Here is a 19768-nt window from a genome sequence, read left to right on the forward strand (position 1 = left end):
CTAAAAATGCCTTATCGGCCCGGGCATTTAAACAAAAAAGGGTTACACCCAAAGATTTTCGGTTAGTTCTTCTTTTGTAGTTGTTTTTAAATCTCTGACAATTTTTCCGTAATCAAATTTTACAATTCGGTCTGCAAGATGAAAATAAGCATCATCGTGTGTTACCGCTATTATTGTTTTTCCTTCTTCTTTAAGTTTGGGGATTAATTGTTCGTAGAAATATTTTCTAAAATGAGGATCCTGATCTGCAGCCCATTCGTCAAGTACCAATACCGGTTTTTTCTCGAGCAAAGCAAAGATTAGCGACATACGTTTGCTTTGTCCTTTGGAGAATCTTCTTCTGGCGGACTCTTCTTTGTCGTTTTCAACAACTCCGTTTAATTGCATCGTTTTTAGCAATGCGGCATATTCCTCATTGTTTTCAAGCTGGTAATCATCATAGTTATGAGAGAACAGGTGATTGTCTGTAAATACGGCCGAAATTAAACTTTGTGTTATTTCGGTAACGTCTGCTTTCTCTTCTCCATTCATTAACATAGATCCTCCGGTTGGCTTGTATAAACCGGTAAGCAAATTGATAAAAGTACTTTTACCGGATCCGTTACCTCCTACTATAAATATGGTTTCACCTTGTTGGATGTCAAAATTGATCGGGCCCGAAGTAAAGGATGCCGATTCTTCATTTTCATTATGATAAGAAAATGTAATGTCTTTAAAACTTAACGATTGAAAATCCTGTTTTTCCTTGGAATTGGAATTATAGGTATCATCTACAATTTCAAAATCATTAATAAACTTTTTTATTCTTGCGTTGGCTACCATAAATCGGGTATACATTTGTTGCAAGTTGATGATGTTATTGATTGGTCCTGATATGAATAATATGATCACCACATAAGAAATCACGTCTGCTCTTGACAGCAGTCCCATTTCCGGAAGGATAAACAGAATTACGGCTACAACAAAATACAATCCGTATTGGCTTATCAGATTGATGGACAAAAAGATATAATTAATTTTAAAATCCAAGTCCATAGATTGGTTTCTGTTTGGAATCAGAAAATTATTCATAAGGCTTTCTCTTCTGAAAAAACTTAGTTTTAATTCTTTAAATCCTTTCATTACATCGTCTACAAATTTGTAATAATTCTCATTATACCCTCTTAATTGCGCTACTTGTTTTGACATGGATTTCATGACCATAAAATAGCATCCGGCAACCAGCACAATAAGGGCGATCACAATTAAGGCAGAAAGTGTGGAGAGCGTAAACATGTACACCAAACACAACACCAGCATTAATAACGAATTTACCGTATGGGTTACCGTATAAGGCAGAAACGAAAAAGTACGCAAATCTTCAACTGCCGTAAAAAAACGCTGGGAACCCAGTTTTTCAAGCCTTTGCAATGGTGCTTTTAGTATCTGCGAAAAAATATGTTTTTCGTTGTCATAAAGCAGTTTAAAGGAAAATTTATTGAGTTTTTTTTGAAAAATAACATTCAATAAATAACTGTAGACTATTATGGAGACAAAAACGATTCCCATATAATTTTTAAGGAAACGCTCATTTCCAGCCAATATGTTATTAATAATATAGACTATACCAAAGCTTAAAACGGTATTTGGAATGGCATACAGTAGAAGATAAACTATTTCTTTAGGTTTTAATTTTAACATTTTTAAAGTTGTTTTAATCTTAATTATTACATTTTTAACTGCTCACTATTGGCACATTTTAATAGTATGCTTGCTATTTCATCGGGATACTCGTGTATAAAAAAATGGTTTCCCGCTACTATTTGACTTTTAAAGTCGGCATTGGTGTAATTTTTCCAATTGTCAATGAGATGAGCCTTTTTTTCGCTATCCCCCATTATGGCATGTATCGGGCAATCTATTTTAATGTTTTGTTCTATAAATCCACCTTTTTCCAACACTTGAAAGTCTGCTCTGATAATAGGGCCAAAGAAATCGAACAACTCTTTGTTTTCCAGCACTTCCTCAGGAATGCCGCCCAATTCTCTAAGCACCGATTTAAATTCGTCATCCGGCAAGCTGTAGCGGTCTCTTTTTATTTCGACTCCCTCTTCATCAAATACTTTTAATCCCGGTCCGGCATTACCAGTGGCCACAAATTGTAATGGAGCATCATTTTCCTGTTCCATTTCTTTTACGACTGAGAATCCCAATGTGGCTCCCATACTGTGTCCGTAAATGATGTAAGGTTCGTTATTTCTTAATTTTTTTATTTGCTTTACGTAATCCTGTATCGCTTCTTTTTTATTTAATAACAAATCCTCATTATGTCTTTTGCCCCTGCCCGGGAGTTCTAAGGCGTAAACACGGATCTCTTTATCCTTTAATTTTCTTTTCAAAAAATCATAGGAGTAACAATTTCCTCCGGCAAAATGGAGTAAAAATAATTGCATATCGTTATTTTATATAGTTTAAGGAAACAGCTTCCTTGTTTCTAAAAATTAAAATTATCTGGCTCTGTCACTCTCAGACTCTCCTGTTGCTGTATTTTTGTACGTTACTTTTTTAAGTTTTCCAAAATTATAAGACAAGGCAACTCTAACATAACTTGTATTGTACTCTCGATTGTAATAGATCTGAGTTTCACCTACATTATAATCCCCGGAAGCTATGATGGAATGAAATATATCATTGGCAATTAATCGACATCTCAATGCTTTATCAAAAAAGCTTTTTTCTAAACCAATCGTTACATTATATCTGCTTTTATCATAATACAGTCCATAATATTTTTCACCCAAATACCAAGCTAGGACCTCAATATTAAATAAGTTTTGAACTTTAATTGTGTTGTTGCTATATAAATAGATTTGTGGCCTTGGAGACATTATTTGAAAATTAAACTGATCATCGATTAAATTCGTGTAACGAACACTTACATTGTTTGTAGAAGTTAACCATTTGTTACTGATACTTTTAGAAACTGTTAAAAAGTAATTATGTCTTTCTTTTAAATTAATTCCTTTTAAAACATAACTATTAGCGTCGCTACCTCTTAAGGCAGCAGCATCGATTGGATCGGTCGTATAGTCATAACCTATTTTGAAACCGTAACTATTATAATTCGTGCTCATTTCTAAGGAATGAGATTTTTCAGGTACTAAATCCGGATTACCCTGAATAGATGTAAATTGATCTTGGTAAACTATGTTTGGATTAAGTGATCTGTAGGGTACTCTGTTTATTCTTGAAGAATAAGAAGTATTTAAACTGATTTTATCTGATAGTTTTACAGTTAATGAAGCATTTGGGAACACATTCCAATACTTATCTTTTATTAGCTGCTGGCCTTGTTCAGAATCTACTGTTAATGAAAAATCCGTAAATTCTGTTCTTGCTCCTATTCCATAAGAAAATTTATCATTAAACTTCCCTCTATAATTCAAATACGCCGCCGAAATATTTTCTACATATTTGAAGTCATTTGAAAGCGAAGTTTCTGGCGTAAAATCCTGACCGTTATCAGAACTAAAAAAATCTAAAACAGATTTGTTATCCACATAACTGATTTTAGCACCCGCTTCCCATATGCTACCGCTACTGAGTACTTTTGTATAATCTATTTGAGAACTTGAAATGAATATTTTATGATCTATTAAATTTTTAAGAACATTTGACGAATTCGCGTTCCCTTCGCTTTTCGCAAATATAAGATCATCAATGTTGTATTTATAAGCAGAAGATTGTGTACCAATAAAAAGTGAAGATCCTAATGTGTCCAGAACTGAATTATAATTTAGGGATATCGAATTATTATAAGTTGAATTGTTTTTTCTAATATCACTCGTATATAACCCTACACCGGAATTATTTGTAATCTCATTAACACTTTCCTGATTTCCGCCTAATTTTTCAAGATAGCCGCTATACTCTGCAGAAATGTAGTTTTTATCATCAATATCATATTGCATTCCTAATCCATAATTAGAATAGTTGTCGAAGTTCCTGTTCCATTCTGTTGTTAAATCAGAGATCAAAAAGTCTGCCTGAGCATCTCTTTTTCTTGTAGTCTTTAATATTTCACGATCCTTCCCCAACTGGATAGAATAGTTCCCTAATAGAGAAAGTTTACCTGTTTTATAATTTAAGTTAGTGCTTGTAAAAGTGTTGAATCCAGCAAAGTCGGAATAACTAACATTTTGATTAATTAAGCCTTTATAACCAGCATCGGTATTTCTTTTCGTTTTAATATTCACAACAGCATTTCCCTCAGCATCGTATCTGGCAGAAGGATTGGATATAATTTCTATTTTATCTATTTGAGAGACTGCGATAGCAGAAAATTGCTCACTGGTGATTTTTACACCATTTAAATAAATTACGGCCTGACCTCTACCAAAAACGGAAACCCCATTTGTATCTACGATTAGACTTGGAGATTTACTTAATATTTCGTTCAGAGAGTTACTGGCCGCAAGCACCGTATTGGCAACCTTAACTTCCAGTGTTCCGTCAGCTTTTTGTCTCACCAAAGGAACTTTTGAACTTACGGTTACCTCATTTAGCGTAAGAGCGCCGTCTTTTACCTTAATGTTTCCCAATTGAACATTAGCCTTACCTTGATCTTTGACAGTTATAAAAGTATCGACAAACTCAATTGAAGTTAGTTTAATAATTACCTCATCTCTGTTTATGTCCGTTAGTAACAATTTCCCATCTAAGAAACTCCCTCCTTTGATTAAGGTTGAATCAATTGTGGAAAGTACTGCTACATTTCCAAAAACCGGTTCATTTTTTGAATTAACAACTGTACCTGATATCGATTTGATTGCTTGCGAATTTGCGCTTAGTGATAAGAAAAAGAATAGTGTGATTATTGTTCCTTTAAATAAATTCATTTTAAATTTTGCGTTTTATTGTTTATAGTATTGAAATGCTTATTTTTCTATATAATTTTTATAAAATTTTGACTTCAGATACCTGATTTTTGTTTTCATTTTTAAGAGCTCCCCTTAGATAGAATTTAACAATGTTGTCTAAATAATGAGAACGATCATAATTGTTTACAAAAGCGATATTTAGCTTATCAATTAGCTTCATCGTAGCTTTATTTTGAAAATTAAAATTATTCTCCTCTTCCGATTCGTTTTGTCCTATTCTGTATAAATTTAACCCAACGTTCATAGAGTTTTTCTTTATTTGCTCTAGCTTTTGAACCAATTCATGATCTTCAATTTTCTCCAGATACAGGTCATTTTTCAGAAAAGAGGCTATAATATCACCAAATGAAAAACCTTTCTCTAAATTGAGATGATATGTTTTAAGTGAATTGACATTCGTTAGCCCAATCTCTACAATTAAGCCTGCTAAATGATCGACAGGCGTAAAAATAATTCCCGGATACCATTTCAAAATTTCATTGGAGTAATAGCCCATTTCATAAAAATATTTTAGCTTAAGGCTCATTAAATTTTTACTTAAATCAGAAGAGATGAACCCATCTTCATATCGTCCTCCGACGTTTGGAATACGGAACACCTTTGCATTATTTTTAAAATGATCTTTTAGATACTCTTCTGCCAATACTTTTGAAGAAGCGTGAATTAAGCCACTGGTCTCTTGACCGACATTTAAATCCGTTTCATAAAAATTCTTAATTTCTTTTGGCATTGTTTGACCTACTATTCCTATCGTTGAGACCAAATTGAAGTTTTGAACGTTATTAGCATTAGCCCAATCGATACAATTCTTAGTTCCTATGAAATTGATATGATCTTCAGCTTTGTATTGACTTACAAAAGAGGGTGAACCCGCCACATGAAAAACAGTATCAACATTTGTAAGTAACTCCTTTTGCTCAACCCCAAAATTGCTTAACGATAAATCCGCTTTCACAATCTGAATTCTTGCACTTTCTTGAATTTTAAAATTCTGATTCAATAGTGTCCAAAATCTATCCTGCGCTGAATTGTTATCGTCTCCTCTCACTAAGCATACAATTTGTGCATCTGTATTCTTAATTAAATATTCTACCATAAAGGAGCCGACTAAACCTGTAGCACCTGTGACTACTATTTTTTTTGGTATGATTTTGCTGTATTCTTCAGTTTCAATCTTATTAATCAGCAGTTCGTAATCGTTCTTCCTAATTTCATCATTGGCTACATTAACTACCTCTTTCTCTACCGTTTTAGTTAAATCCTCTGCATTTAGTTGATCGAAAACAACTTGAGACAATTCTTTGATGGTGGTGTGATTGTACATATCTTCATAAGAAATCTTACTTCCATTGATTTTACTTTCAACTTCACTCATCATATCTAATGCTGTAAGAGAGCTTCCTCCTAAATCAAAAAAATTATCCTCAACTTCAATTTCTGTGGTTTCCAATACTTCACACCAGACCTCTTTGATAATCTTCGTAATTTGCAATAGGTCGTATTTTGTTATGTCTGCAACAGTATTAGAAATCGTTTTTTCCTGAACTATTTGTTTGGTCTCCGGCCAAAATCTTTTTAAATCAAAATAAGGGAGCTCTGAATCATGAAACAATGGATTAATTTTACTTTTCAGCGCACTAACTCCAGCTAGTACAATTTCACTGTAAAGTTTAAAACGATTCAAATCTGTTAGTGTTCCCTTTATATTTAATACCTCTAACTTTAAATCATCGAATCGGTCAGGATTTTTATTTGAAAAATCCACAACTATTACTTTATCAGAAGAATTGCTTGTTTCTAAATACTTTTTAAATGCTTCTTCATCAAAAAAATGATCACTAGTAATGCATCGTTCAGGGTTATTAATAAGTTCAAGAGGCGTTATTTCTTTATTTATTAACTGTCCGATACTACCTTCTCCTTTCTTGGTAATGAAATTTACTTTTTTATTCAGATTAGCGATCAGATATTTATACAACACAAATTGAAAAAGTACATTAAGCACTTTCTTATTCTCTATCGAATCTATTGAGTAAGGAATATTTTTATCCCACTGCAGACGAATCAATTCATTCTCCTCGAGTATTGAAGTAATTATGTCCTTGTTATATTCCAAGATATCCAAATCAAGAATATAAAAAACAGTCTTTTTATCCGTACTCTTTTCAGCTGCTTTCAAATCGTTCTTCAGTGTATCCAATGAGGAGAAAACATATCCCTGATTGTTATTTTTTAACTGAAACAAACGATTTGTTTTATGGCAAAATGGACCTATTTCTTCTAAATTTAAATTTTCGATCTTTCTTAAAATCTGCTTTTTTAAATTATCGAATCTTTCCTTATTGTCTTCACTGATTTGCAGATAGAAAAATTCTTGCTTATCGGGGTTTCTTGTAATTTCTTTTTGGGAAACAACGAGGTGTACATTGGTTCCTGTCAATCCGAAGCTACTAACACCTCCAATTCGTTCTCCATTTGTACTTTCCCAAATACCAATACTATCCTGAATTTTAACCGGACTATTTTCGGTATTCAAATGCTTGTTTAATTTTCTGAAGTTAGCCTGTATAGGTAAAACCATATTATTTAAGGCGGCTATTAAACGAACTAAACCCGCTAACCCACTTAAGTAATCCAAATGCCCTACCTGTCCTTTAAATGAGCTTATGGAGCAAAGTGCATTGTCTTGATTATCTTCTAAAAAAGCAGCTTTCAATCCTTCAAATTCTATAGGATCGCCCAGAATTGTTCCTGTTCCATGCGCTTCAATAAATTTAATTTGATTGGAAGAAACTTGGGCATTTCGCCATGCTTTTAGAATCACATCTTTCTGTGCATCTGAACTTGGAGCTGTCAAACTTGAAATTCTGGCTCCTCCATGATTGATACCATTTCCTTTAATGATCCCGTAAATTGGGTCTTTATCTCTTTCTGCGTCTGTTAGACGTTTCAGCACGATACAAACTGCTCCCTCCCCGTTCATTAATCCATCTGCCTCTTCATCAAAGGGTTTACAATGTTGTTTTTTGGAAACCACAGTTGATTCATCAGCAGCTTCTTTAGTAATGGCGCTAAATTTTACACCTCCAACTAAAGCCTTGTCACATTCCTTAAAATTTAAACTATGAATCGCATTGTTTACCGCAACCAAAGAAGAAGAACAAGTGGTGTCAATCGCTATAACCGGTCCGCGCAGGTCCAGAAAGTTGGCTAATCGGGTTCCTTCAATTCCAAATAAGGCATCAAATTCATTAAAAGATAATTCGGAATAATTAGAATAGGCAGATCTGGATGCTGTGTAAAAAATCCCTGTATTGGAACTTTTTAAATCTTCTTCTACATATCCGGCATCATAAAATGCTCTTAGCGCATGCAATAGAAATAACCGATGCTCCGGAAACATTTTTACGGCTTCTCGTTCGGTGGTTCCAAAATATTTATTATCAAACTGATCTATATTGGGCAGATACCCCCCTTTTGACATTTCTAAATTCCCAAATCTATTGTGAATATCTTCTAAACGATTAGAGGACAAATGATCTATATATGTTTTACTATCTGTAAGAGACGCTGTTAAATCTTTCCAGGTTTTAATCCCGGGAAATTCAAAAGATACTCCGATTATTGCTACTGGTTCTTGCATAATTTATTGAATTAATAATTTAATATTAGCTGATAAAATCTAAAAACTCATTGTTTTTAGAACTTCCTCTTCCTGATCTGTTTTTAAGGTTTTTTGGAGTATGAACGCTTGTTTTTTAATAGTCACATTATTAAATAATTCAACTATATTAATTAAAGTTTCAAACTCTTTTTGCAACTCATTTTGAAGTTTAACTACCATAATAGAGTTACCACCTATTTCAAAAAAATTATTGTTTATTCCTATTTTGTTAACATGCAGTAAATTTTTCCATATTTCAACCAATTTCTCCTCCACATCATTGCTCGGCGGTTGATAAGTATCGGCAAACAAATCATCTGTATCCGGCAATTTCAATGCGTCCTTATCCAACTTTCCATTAATGGTTAAGGGTAAAGTTTCCGTGCTAAGTAGCAAACTTGGCAACATATATTCCGGAAGATGAGCAGATAAATAATCCATTGTACTTTCCTTACTATATCCTTCTAATGGAACAACAAACGCTACAATTCGTTTATTTTCTTCATCACCAATTGTCAGTACAGCAGCATTTTTAACATACCCGGAATTAAGGATCGCTAATTCAATCTCTTCCAGTTCTATTCTAAATCCTCTTATTTTAACCTGAGAATCACTTCTTCCTAAAAATTCGATGCTACCATCCGGTAACCAACGTCCCAAATCACCGGTTCTGTATAATTTGGTTTCCGGATTATAGGGGTTATCAACAAATTTTTCTGCAGTTAAATCTGCTCTCTTTAAATATCCTAACGACACTCCTTCTCCCCCAATACAAATTTCACCGAATAAACCAATAGGTGTCAAATGGGTAGATTCGGGATAAAAAATATAAATTTGACGATTATCAATTGGTTTCCCAATAGAAATAAAAGTGTTTAAGTCTTTTATTTCATGATAGGTAGCGCAGACGGTAGTTTCGGTAGGACCATACGTATTGTATGTTTTAATTTTGTCCCATATTCTGTCAATATATTTTGGTTTTAAAACATCACCACCACTAATCAAAGCCCTGAATTTGAAATTATAATTATCATATACTTCATTAATGTACTGGATGATAAAAGGGTTTGTACTTAATACGGTGACGTTATGTTTTTCGCATAAATCCAACAGATGATTAATATCTTTCCTTGATTCATTCATTACCAATGAACCTCCACTAATAAGTATTGGAAAAATCTCTTCAATTGAAGTATCAAATGATGTACTTGACTGCTGAACGATACAATCGTCAGAATTAATGTTAAAATAATTTTTAAATGTCAGCACATAATCCGCTAACGATCGGTGTAAAATAGGCACCCCCTTAGGTTTTCCTGTTGAACCGGATGTATAGATAATATAAGCCGTATCATTTGAATCGACGTTGATTTCAAACTCATCCTTATAGTCTGCTTTAAAATCTCTAAAATCCTGAAGAATTTGATCCTGAATAACTACTTTACAATTGCTATCTGCATAAATTAATTCTTTTCTCGAAACAGAATAATCAATGTCTATTGGCAAATAGACACCTCCTGTTTTTAGAATTGCCAGAAAAGAGATAAGCATTGCGCAATCATTATTCAATTCAACTCCTACTACATCTCCATTAGAAATTTCAAATTTATTCTTTAAGAAATTTGCAAATTGATTGCTCTCTTTATCAAGTTGAGCATAGGTAAATGTGGCCTTGCTATCTATAATTGCCTGATTTGATTGGTGCTTGCGGACACTTTCACCGAACAATTCCAATATGGTGTGCTGCGTATATTCTATTGATGGTTTATTAAAAACAGCTAAAATTTCATGTTCTTCTGCACTGGAAATGAGAGCGGTTTTGCTGACTATTTTTTCAGAAGCATCGATATAATTTAAAATAATGCTATCCATAAATTTATGGATTCTTTCTAATGTGAGATCATTCTTAAATTCTCTCTGTAAGGTATAATTTAACACAAACCTGTTTCCTGAGGCATTTACATCTACGTCAAAATAGGTGTTGGTTGATTCATGTGACTTAATATTCAAATAATTTTGAACCTTTTTTGAGTCTTTTTTATCAACTACTTTCGTTTCCAATTCTTCGTAAATGTGAAAATCAACATAATTAAAGAGCACATTAATTAATTGTGATTGATTTCCTGCTGCATTAGCCAGTTTATTAATTTCTAAAAAAGTCAAATCTTCATAACTTTTTAAACTAATTAATTTGTCATCAATACTTCTAAAATATTCTTTCCAACTAATGTGATCACTATCAGCTGCTAGTATGTTTCTAACCGGTATTGTATTCAAAAAGCATCCTAATAACTTATCTCCGTCTTCAAGTGAAGGGCGATTATTACCTACTAAACCAATCATAAAATCGTTTTCTGTAGATAGCAATTTTATAGTGTATACCAATGCACCATAAATTAGCGTTTTTAGTGTAATATTATCTTCCTTGCATTTCTTTTGCAATTTTTCTTTAATATCCAGATCGTAACTCTTTGAAAATTGTTGGTAAGTACTTTTAGTATTAAAAATGTTAAGATTTTGAACACTTTTAATTTCATTCCCCCAAAATTCAATATTTTTTTGACTTTTCTTTTTAAACAACTCGTCAATAACAGCTTCTTTATTAGATATTTTCAGATAATTTATTTCATACTTAAGGTTGTTTGATAATTGCTTATAAATCTGAAACAACTCCGTATAAAGAGAAGCAACACTCCATCCATCTAAAATAGCATGATGGAATTGAAATACCAGCACTTCATTGAACGGTGAAACGGTAAATAAATTAATTCGCCAAAGTGGAGCCGTATTAACATCAAAAGGAACTTTACGTTCTGAGACCATAAAAGCATTAATAAATTCTTCTTGCTCTTTTGAATTTAAAGTTTGAATATCTAATGGCGTGATTTCAAAATCTATTTCTTTTCGGACAATTTGAATTTCTTCACTATAATTGACCAAATCAAAAGAAGTTCTCAAAACGGCATGTTTATCTACTAATTTTGATAGGGATTGCTCCAATAACTGCACATTAACTTTTGGAATTTGGAATACAAACTGATCATGATAAATTCCATTCGTTGGATTAATTGACGACAACAAAACCATCCCTTTTTGAATATCATGCATCGGATAGATGTCTTCAATTAAAGCACTGTTTTCAATTACATTTAGTACCTCGTATTTTAATTTCTCAACTTTCTCAATTATTTGCTCGCTTAAACGATCATCTTCATTCGAAATTCCTTTCGTTTTAGCGATTAAGTTACTTAAAGCTTCTATTGTATTGTTTTCATATAAATCCCCGATTGTAATTTTATGCTTAATCGCTTTATTGATCTTGCTAATCAAGCGTATAGAAACGATAGAATCGCCACCTATACGAAAAAAGTTATCGTGAATACTTACTTTATCTAATTTTAAAACTTCTTCCCAAATAGCAGCCAATTCTGATTCCATCTGATTTCTTGGCGCCTGAAATGATTCTGAAAACAAACCACCTTCGTTGGATTCAGGCAGCAATTTTCTATCCAGTTTACCACTCGATGTTAATGGAAAACTATCCATCTCTATTACCAATCCCGGTAACATGTACTCTGGTAATCGACTTTTTAAATACGTATATAAATCTTCTTGTTGGTATCCTTCTTTTGGGATCACATAAGCAACGAGATACTTCCTTGCAAGCTCTTCTCCCTTTACCAAAACAGCAACGTTATCAACATAACCTGATTCTAATATTCTGGTTTCGATTTCTCCAAGCTCTATTCGATTACCACGAATCTTTACTTGATTGTCGATCCTGCCTATATAGACTATTTCACCATTTGGCAGCCATTTAGCCAAATCTCCTGTGCGATATATTCGTTCTCCTTCATTAAAAGGACTCGCCATAAATTTTTCAGCATTCAACTCAGGTCTGTTCAGATAACCTTGAGAAACCTGCACTCCTTCTATTAGCAATTCACCGGGAACTCCTATCGGTTGCAGTGACATCTGCCTGTCAACGATATATAATTTAGTGTTGGCCACGGGTTTACCTATAGTAACTCCTAGCTCATTTGTGTCTACATCTGTTAAATCAATTGAAGTAACATCAATAGCTGCTTCAGTTGGGCCGTATAGATTATGAATACGAACCCATGGCAATTTCTGTTTAAACTCCTCCACCATAATACTCGGTAAGGCTTCTCCGCTGCAAACCACATGTTTTAAGCTCCTACATTTTTCTGCGTCTAACTCTTCAAGGAAAATCCCTAACATCGAAGGAACAAAGTGCATGATATTTATTTGTGAACGCGCTATCAAATCCTGAAGATAGGAAGGATCTTTATGCCCTTCCGGTTCTGCAAATACCAAGCAGGATCCTGTAATAGCCGGCATCAAAAGTTCCCAGACCGACACGTCGAAAGTATAAGGTGTCTTTTGTAAAATTACATCTTCAGAGCTAATATTAAGGTCATCACGCATCCATAATAATCTGTTGTAAAGCCCGGCGTGATTATTCAGTACCCCTTTTGGATTACCTGTCGAACCTGAGGTGTAAATGGCATAGGCCATATTGCTACCGGAAACACTTATACCCTCAATTGTTTTTTGATAGTTGTCTTTTTCAATTTCAAAAGTTTTCAGGAAATTCTCATCTATGCAGAGTTTATAACCACTGTCTGATTTGATGTACTCCAATCGCTCCTCAGGGTAACTTGTATCTACAGGAACATAAGCCCCGCCTGATTTTAAAATCCCTAATATTGCAACAAGCATATTGGAACTACGCTCCAATTTTATCCCTACTAAATCATTTGATCGAACACCATAAAATGTTCGAAGATAATTTGCTAATTGACTGGTAAGTGTATCTAGTTCATTGTAACTTAATACCGATTTGCTACAAGAAACAGCCGTTTTATTTGGAAATTTAGAAACTGTAACCTTGTACAGGTCTAATAAAGTCATTTCTTTCTCCTCCGGGAAAGTATTTAATTCCCCTCTTTCGTTAGAAAAGTTTTCCTCATTTGTATTCGAAAAAAAGCCCTTTTGGTTTCTTCTAAAATCAGTTTGGGTTGCATTAAATGTATTAAAAACGATTTCTTTTTCATCATCGGTTATGCACGCAATAGCACTTATTGCTTTAGTACCGGAAGCAACAAAATAGTTCATAACATTATAATAATGCGATGACAGTCTTTGCATTAACTCTTCATCAAATTTATTACCATTAAATTTAAATTGAATTTGTAAAGACTCTTTTGACGGTACTATTATAATATTAAAATCATAATTTGTTTGCTCAAATACGCCAACAGATTCAATCGTTATTTTTTCTTCCGTCCCAATATCTGATTTTGAAGCCGATACTGCTGCTTCTAAAGGAAAATTTTCAAAAACCATAATATGATTGATCAAGCTTGAATCTAATTCACTTTGTGACTGAATTTTAGCTAAGCTCACATAATGGTGTGAATTACTATCTATTGCCTTTTTTTGTATTTCCTCCAAAAGTTGAATAGGCGTACTTTCATTTTCATATTTAATCCTGACAGGTATTGTATTAATAAACAATCCTATTATATTTTCAACTCCATTTAAATGTGCAGGACGACCAGAAACTACAGATCCAAAAACAACATCATTATCATTGTTGTATTTTGATAAAAGTACGCCCCAGGCGGTTTGTAAGAATACATTCTGTGTAACCGATATTTTTTTACACAATTCATCTATTTGCTTAAATAGTTTACCGTCTATTTTTAGTGATACTATAGAATCGCTATACTCCTTATTCGTTTTTTGCTTAACGAAAGGAATTGTCGCACTATTACTATAATCTTGAAGCTGGTTTTTCCAGTATGCAAAAGAATCGTTTGTATTTACCTTTCTTAACCACTTAATATAATCAGAATAGGGCTTAGGTTTCGGGATATTAGCTGGAATACCTTGATTTACTGCTTTTAGTATCAGGTTAAAATCGCTGATTAATTTGCTCATACACCATCCATCCATAAGAATATGGTGATGGCTCCATACAAATTCGAATTGGTTATTTCCTAAGCTAAGAACTTTTAGGCGCATCAATGAATCATCCGACAAATTAAACCCCTCTTCTCTATCTTCAACCTTATATTTTTCGATATAATCTTCAAGACTCTCTCCTTTTAAATTAGGATCAACCTCATCAAATTTAAAATTTGCTTTTACTTCTTTACGAACAATTTGCAAAGGAATATCCGCCAAATCATTATTAAAATGAGTTCTCAATACGGAATGACAATCTACTAATTTTTGATAGGCACTGGCAATAGCGTCAATCCCAATCTGACTGATTTTTAGTTTATAAGAAATTTGCTCAAAATACAATGATTTAGAGCTATTTGTTAACCAATGAAAATATATTCCTGTTTGTAAAGGAGATAATTCATATACATCTTCAATAGAACCATCCCAATTTATCAGTTCTAATTCTTTGCTTGTCAAATCAGAAAACGTTAAATCAGAAGGAGTCTTAAAACTATTTTTTTTACTTGAAACGTTTTGGATAAGATCCGTAAGATAGCTTTTATAAGCGGCCATTAAGGATACTATTTCTTCTCTAGAAAAACTGGCAGTATCAAAAGTAACACTCATATATAATTTGCCGGATACAATTGAACCTGATACATCAAGAAGAACGTTATCTGTATTTTCTTTTGAAATATTTTGACCCATTGATTCCGTCGAATAAACAAACTCAGCGTCATTATTATTTGATTTAAAAGAAGTATCAAAATCTCCCAGAAAATTAAACAGAACGGAAGGAGAAAAGGATAAATGGTTGTAGGACTCATTTAGATATTTTAAAATCCCAAAACCAATTCCCTTATTAGGTATTTTTCTTAAATCTTCTTTAACCTTTGTTAAAACGGTAACGGCGTCATCGGTATCTGTCAAATCTAATACTACCGGGTAAAAAGTACTGAACCATCCAACTGTTCTGCTAATATCTATTTTGTCAATGATTTCTTCTCTGCCGTGCCCTTCCATTTTTAAGATGGTTTGACTACAATTGAAGATCTCTTTTATTGCCAAGCCAAGCCCGGTCAACAAAACATCATTAATTTCGGTATTATAAATTTGATGGAAATTGGTTTGCAAGAGTTGAGTGCTTGTTTCGTCTAAACTAAAGTCTATCTTTTCTTTAATTTGCTCTTTTCGATTATCAAAAATCTTTATTGTAGGTATGTTTTTCTCGCAAATTGTTTCCCAATACTTTGCTTCAATCAATAATCTGTCGCTATAAGCATATTCTTTCTGAAGTAGTGCCCAGCGCTGAAAAGAGTCCGTTTTTAAAGGCAACTTAAATGTTTCATTTGCCAGTCCTTGTTTATATAAGGTAAAAAGATCTTCAATTAATATTCTCCATGAAACACCATCTACAATTAAATGATGTATTATAATTGCTATTCGGTCTCCATCGTTTAATTTAAAATGCGCTACTCTAATTAAAGATCCGTTATTAAGATTAAACGAGGATTGGAATTCTTCAGCTATTGTTTTTAATTCATTCAATGCATCATCCGAAGTAGTTAAATCGTATGTAGGAATTTGAAAGTCTATATCTTCGAAGGAACCATTAATTTGCTCCCAATTGTCACTGTTTTTATTAAAAGTCATTCGCAATGCGTCATGCTTTTCTAACATCAGAATCAGACTTTGATGCAACAACGCTACATTGACAGGTTTTTTACTTTTGAGTAAAATGGATTGGTTGAAATGGTGTGGTAACTCAAAAGTTTTAAACAAATAATGTTGGATAGGCGTTAAATCTACTTTTCCAAGAACCTCTGACTGATCAATCTTTAGCACATCAATTTTCAAAAGTGCTGCTAATTCTTTAAAAATTGGTGTCCTTAAAACATCTTCAACTTTTAGCGCATATCCCATTTGTTTTAAACGTGATACGATTTGTATTGACTTTATAGAATCTCCTCCAACATTATAGAAACTATCATTGATACTAATTTTTTCCTTATTTAAAATATCTTTACAGACTTCTATAAGCGCTTTCTCTTCAACACTTTCAGCTCCCACATAAGGAATATTGTTCGTTAACTCTGCTTGATCTAATGCTAATAATTCTTTTTTATTGGCCTTTCCACTAGCGCTCAACGGAATTTGCTCAATTTGTACAAATTGAGAGGGAATCATATAATTAGGCAACTTATCCATCAAAAAGTTTCTTAAATCAGATACGTTTTGATCTTTTTGGGAAACGATGTAGGCCACTAAACTTTTCTCTCCATCTGTGGATTCTTTAGCCAAAACCACAGCTGTATCAATATCTTTTTTAGATTTTAAATGGTATTCTATCTCCCCTAGTTCAATTCTAAAACCTCTTATTTTAACTTGATCGTCAATTCTACCCAGAAAATTAATATTTCCATCCTCTAACCATTCGGCTATGTCTCCGGTATCGTAAATTAGTTCGTTATTTTTAAAAGGATTGTTTACAAATTTTTCTTTAGTTAATTTTTCATTATTCAGATAACCTCTTGCTAAACCGACTCCTGCAATATATAATTTGCCTTTAACTCCTTTTGGAACCATATTCCCATAAGGGTCTAAAATAAAGATTTGTGTGTTATCAATAGGTTTTCCTATTGGTATGATCTGATCGTATTGTTTACTTCCACAATCGTAGTAGGTCACATCTATACTTGCTTCTGTCGGGCCATACAAATTCATTAATGAAACTTCCGGCAGCAAATCAAAAAACAAATCGCTGTCTGTTTTAGAAAGAGCTTCTCCACTTGTAAAAACCTGTTTTAATGATTTTAGTTTGATTATTTCATCAGGAAAATGAACTAAATACTCTAAAAAAGAAGAGAGCATAGAAGGAACAAAGTGCATCACTGTGACTTTATCAGATTCGATAGTGTCAATGATTGCGCTTGGTTCTTTTTCTTTATCCGGCGCTAACAAACACACTTTAGAGCCAAAAATACTCCACCAAAATAATTCCCATACCGAAACATCAAAAGTAAAAGTTGTTTTTTGCAATATCACGTCTGATTCATCCAGACTATAGGCTTTTTGCATCCAAAACAATCTGTTTATTAACGAATGATTTTCTATCATTACCCCTTTAGGATTACCTGTTGTCCCCGAGGTATAAATAGTATATAGCAAAGAATTAGGATTGCACTTTAATTCTAAATTATCTGTAGAATAGCGGTCTGATTCAGTTTCATATTTATTTATAAAACTATCATCAATAACTAGTTTACATTTTGAATTTTCTTCTATATATGATCTTCTTTCAGTTGGATACTTTGGATCTATTGGTACATAGGCCGCCCCTGCTTTTAAGATCCCATATATTGCCAGAATAAGAGTTTCTGATCTTTGTAACGCAACGCCTATAATATCATCCGGAACTACATTATAATTTTCCCTCAAATAAGCACCTAACTGGTTTGATTTTGCATTTAACTCCTCATAGGTAAGGAAAGTGTCTTTTGCAATTACAGCGGTCCCTTTTGGATTTTTTCTAACCTGTTCTTCAAACAATTCAACAACTGTTTTATCTTTTGGGTATGTTACGGTAGTGCTATTAAATTCGTTTAACAATTGAATCTGCTCTGATTCAGACAAAAAAGTAATGTTTTTTAGTTCTATTTTTGGGTTTTCAATTACAACTTCACTTATCTTGATAAAGTGATGCATCAAAGAAGTGATGACTTCTCTGTTATATAAATCAGTATTGTAATTGATATTTAAACTTAAGCTTCCTTGCTCTTCAATGAAAACAATTTCTAAATCCAGTTTTGACTTTGACTCCCCTAAATTTTGTACGCCTTCCTTTTTAACTGTTTCTTTCTTTGTATTATTCTCACTAAAATTCTGATAAACCAATAGTATATCAAATAGCAAACTCCTGCTAGGATCTGATTTAATCTTTAAATCTTCAACCAAACAGTCAAAAGGATAATTTTCATGCTCAAAAACAGACTGCACATTTGCTTTAATACTTTTGTAATTATCTATAAATGCAGCTTCTGGATCTAATTTGGTTCTTAAAACCATCGTATTTATAAAACATCCAATCTGATTTTGTACTTGATGATGACTTCTGCCCGCAATAGGAGTCCCAATTACAATATCCGTTTCATAGGTATATTTATACAATAAAACATTAAAAAGAGCATAGTAGAAATTAAATGGAGTACTGTCATTTTCTTTGCAAAACAGTTGAACTTTATCAGTCAATTCACGAGGCAATAAAACGCTTAAAATAGCACCATTGTACGATTTTATTTTTGGTCTGATTGTAGTACTCGGTAGTTGTATTCTTGGTAAATCTCCTTGCAGATAGGTTTCAAAAAAAGAAATATGCCTGGATTGGTTTTTCTTCAACTCTTCTATTTGCCATAGGGTAAAGTCTTTATATTGAATATCCAATTCAGAAATTTCCAGCAGATTTTCGTTGTTGTATGATTCATAAAATGCCAAGGTATCTTTTATGATGATGCCCTGAGACCATCCATCAGATATTATATGATGCATATTGCAATAAAATATATACTTCGCATCTGAAAGTTTAAATAAAATAGCTTTAAGCAAAGGTCCATTTTCCAAATCGAAAATTATCGAATTTTCAAATTGTACCTTCTTTTTAAATTCCTCTTCAGCATCTTTAGTACTGCTTAAATCAATTAATCCCAATTTAAAGTTACTACTCTCATAAGGCATTACTTTCTGAAAAACTTCCAGGTCATTCTGTATAAAAACGGTTCGTAGTATTTCATGTTTTCTAATAACCGAATCTATGGCTCTCTCAAACTTTTCTATATCTATTTCATTATTCAGATTAAAAGTCATCGGCATAGAATAGGCTAAAGAAGCTTCACTTTGTTGACTTAAAATCCACATCCTTTTCTGAGCATAAGATACCGGATACAAGTCGGCTATATCGGCTTTATAGATTTCAGAGTTCGTTTTTTGACTTTTCGCATTTAAATAATCAATTAAAAATTGTTTGTTCTCACGAATTTTATTTAGCAATTGCTCATTTATAGTAGGATTAGCAGAGAACATTTTTAATTTCCCATCCTTAACTTCAAGCAATATGCCGGCCTCGATAAGTTCATTTACTAGATTATTCATTGCTTTTGAAATTTTTATATATTGTTTTTAGATAAATCATTATTTGAGTCTTTTGTGTTTGGAC

General features: G+C 32.9%; 5 protein-coding genes. All 5 read right to left on the minus strand.

Annotation, left to right across the window (positions count from 1 at the left end; genetic code table 11):
- Window positions 1-42: 42 nt before the first annotated feature.
- The 5 genes from AB674_RS02050 to AB674_RS02070 are packed head-to-tail and all read right to left on the minus strand — an operon-like array spanning window position 43 to window position 19704.
- Window positions 43-1680, minus strand: coding sequence for a cyclic peptide export ABC transporter (locus tag AB674_RS02050; RefSeq protein WP_047773439.1), 1638 nt, complete (start codon window positions 1678-1680; stop codon window positions 43-45).
- 26 nt (window positions 1681-1706) lie between these two features.
- Window positions 1707-2432 (minus strand): thioesterase II family protein, encoded by a 726-nt coding sequence (locus AB674_RS02055; protein ID WP_047773441.1) that lies wholly within the window; start codon window positions 2430-2432, stop codon window positions 1707-1709.
- 54 nt (window positions 2433-2486) lie between these two features.
- Window positions 2487-4877: an outer membrane beta-barrel family protein gene (locus AB674_RS02060; protein ID WP_053004176.1), complete on the minus strand. Its 2391-nt coding sequence runs from the start codon at window positions 4875-4877 to the stop codon at window positions 2487-2489.
- A gap of 58 nt (window positions 4878-4935) precedes the next feature.
- On the minus strand, window positions 4936-8562 hold the full coding sequence (locus AB674_RS02065) for a beta-ketoacyl synthase N-terminal-like domain-containing protein (RefSeq protein ID WP_047773443.1): 3627 nt from the start codon (window positions 8560-8562) through the stop codon (window positions 4936-4938).
- Between the two features lie 39 nt (window positions 8563-8601).
- Window positions 8602-19704, minus strand: coding sequence for a non-ribosomal peptide synthetase (locus AB674_RS02070; protein WP_047773445.1), 11103 nt, complete (start codon window positions 19702-19704; stop codon window positions 8602-8604).
- Between the last annotated feature and the right edge of the window lie 64 nt (window positions 19705-19768).

The sequence above is a fragment of the Flavobacterium sp. ABG genome (assembly GCF_001027725.1).
In the GTDB taxonomy this organism is placed as follows: domain Bacteria; phylum Bacteroidota; class Bacteroidia; order Flavobacteriales; family Flavobacteriaceae; genus Flavobacterium; species Flavobacterium cupriresistens.

Bases quoted from the DNA above. Each gene is read 5' to 3' on its own strand.
- AB674_RS02050 (WP_047773439.1), bottom strand. From the start codon at position 1,680: ATGTTAAAATTAAAACCTAAAGAAATAGTTTATCTTCTACTGTATGCC.
- AB674_RS02055 (WP_047773441.1), bottom strand. From the start codon at position 2,432: ATGCAATTATTTTTACTCCATTTTGCCGGAGGAAATTGTTACTCCTAT.
- AB674_RS02060 (WP_053004176.1), bottom strand. From the start codon at position 4,877: ATGAATTTATTTAAAGGAACAATAATCACACTATTCTTTTTCTTATCA.
- AB674_RS02065 (WP_047773443.1), bottom strand. From the start codon at position 8,562: ATGCAAGAACCAGTAGCAATAATCGGAGTATCTTTTGAATTTCCCGGG.
- AB674_RS02070 (WP_047773445.1), bottom strand. From the start codon at position 19,704: ATGAATAATCTAGTAAATGAACTTATCGAGGCCGGCATATTGCTTGAA.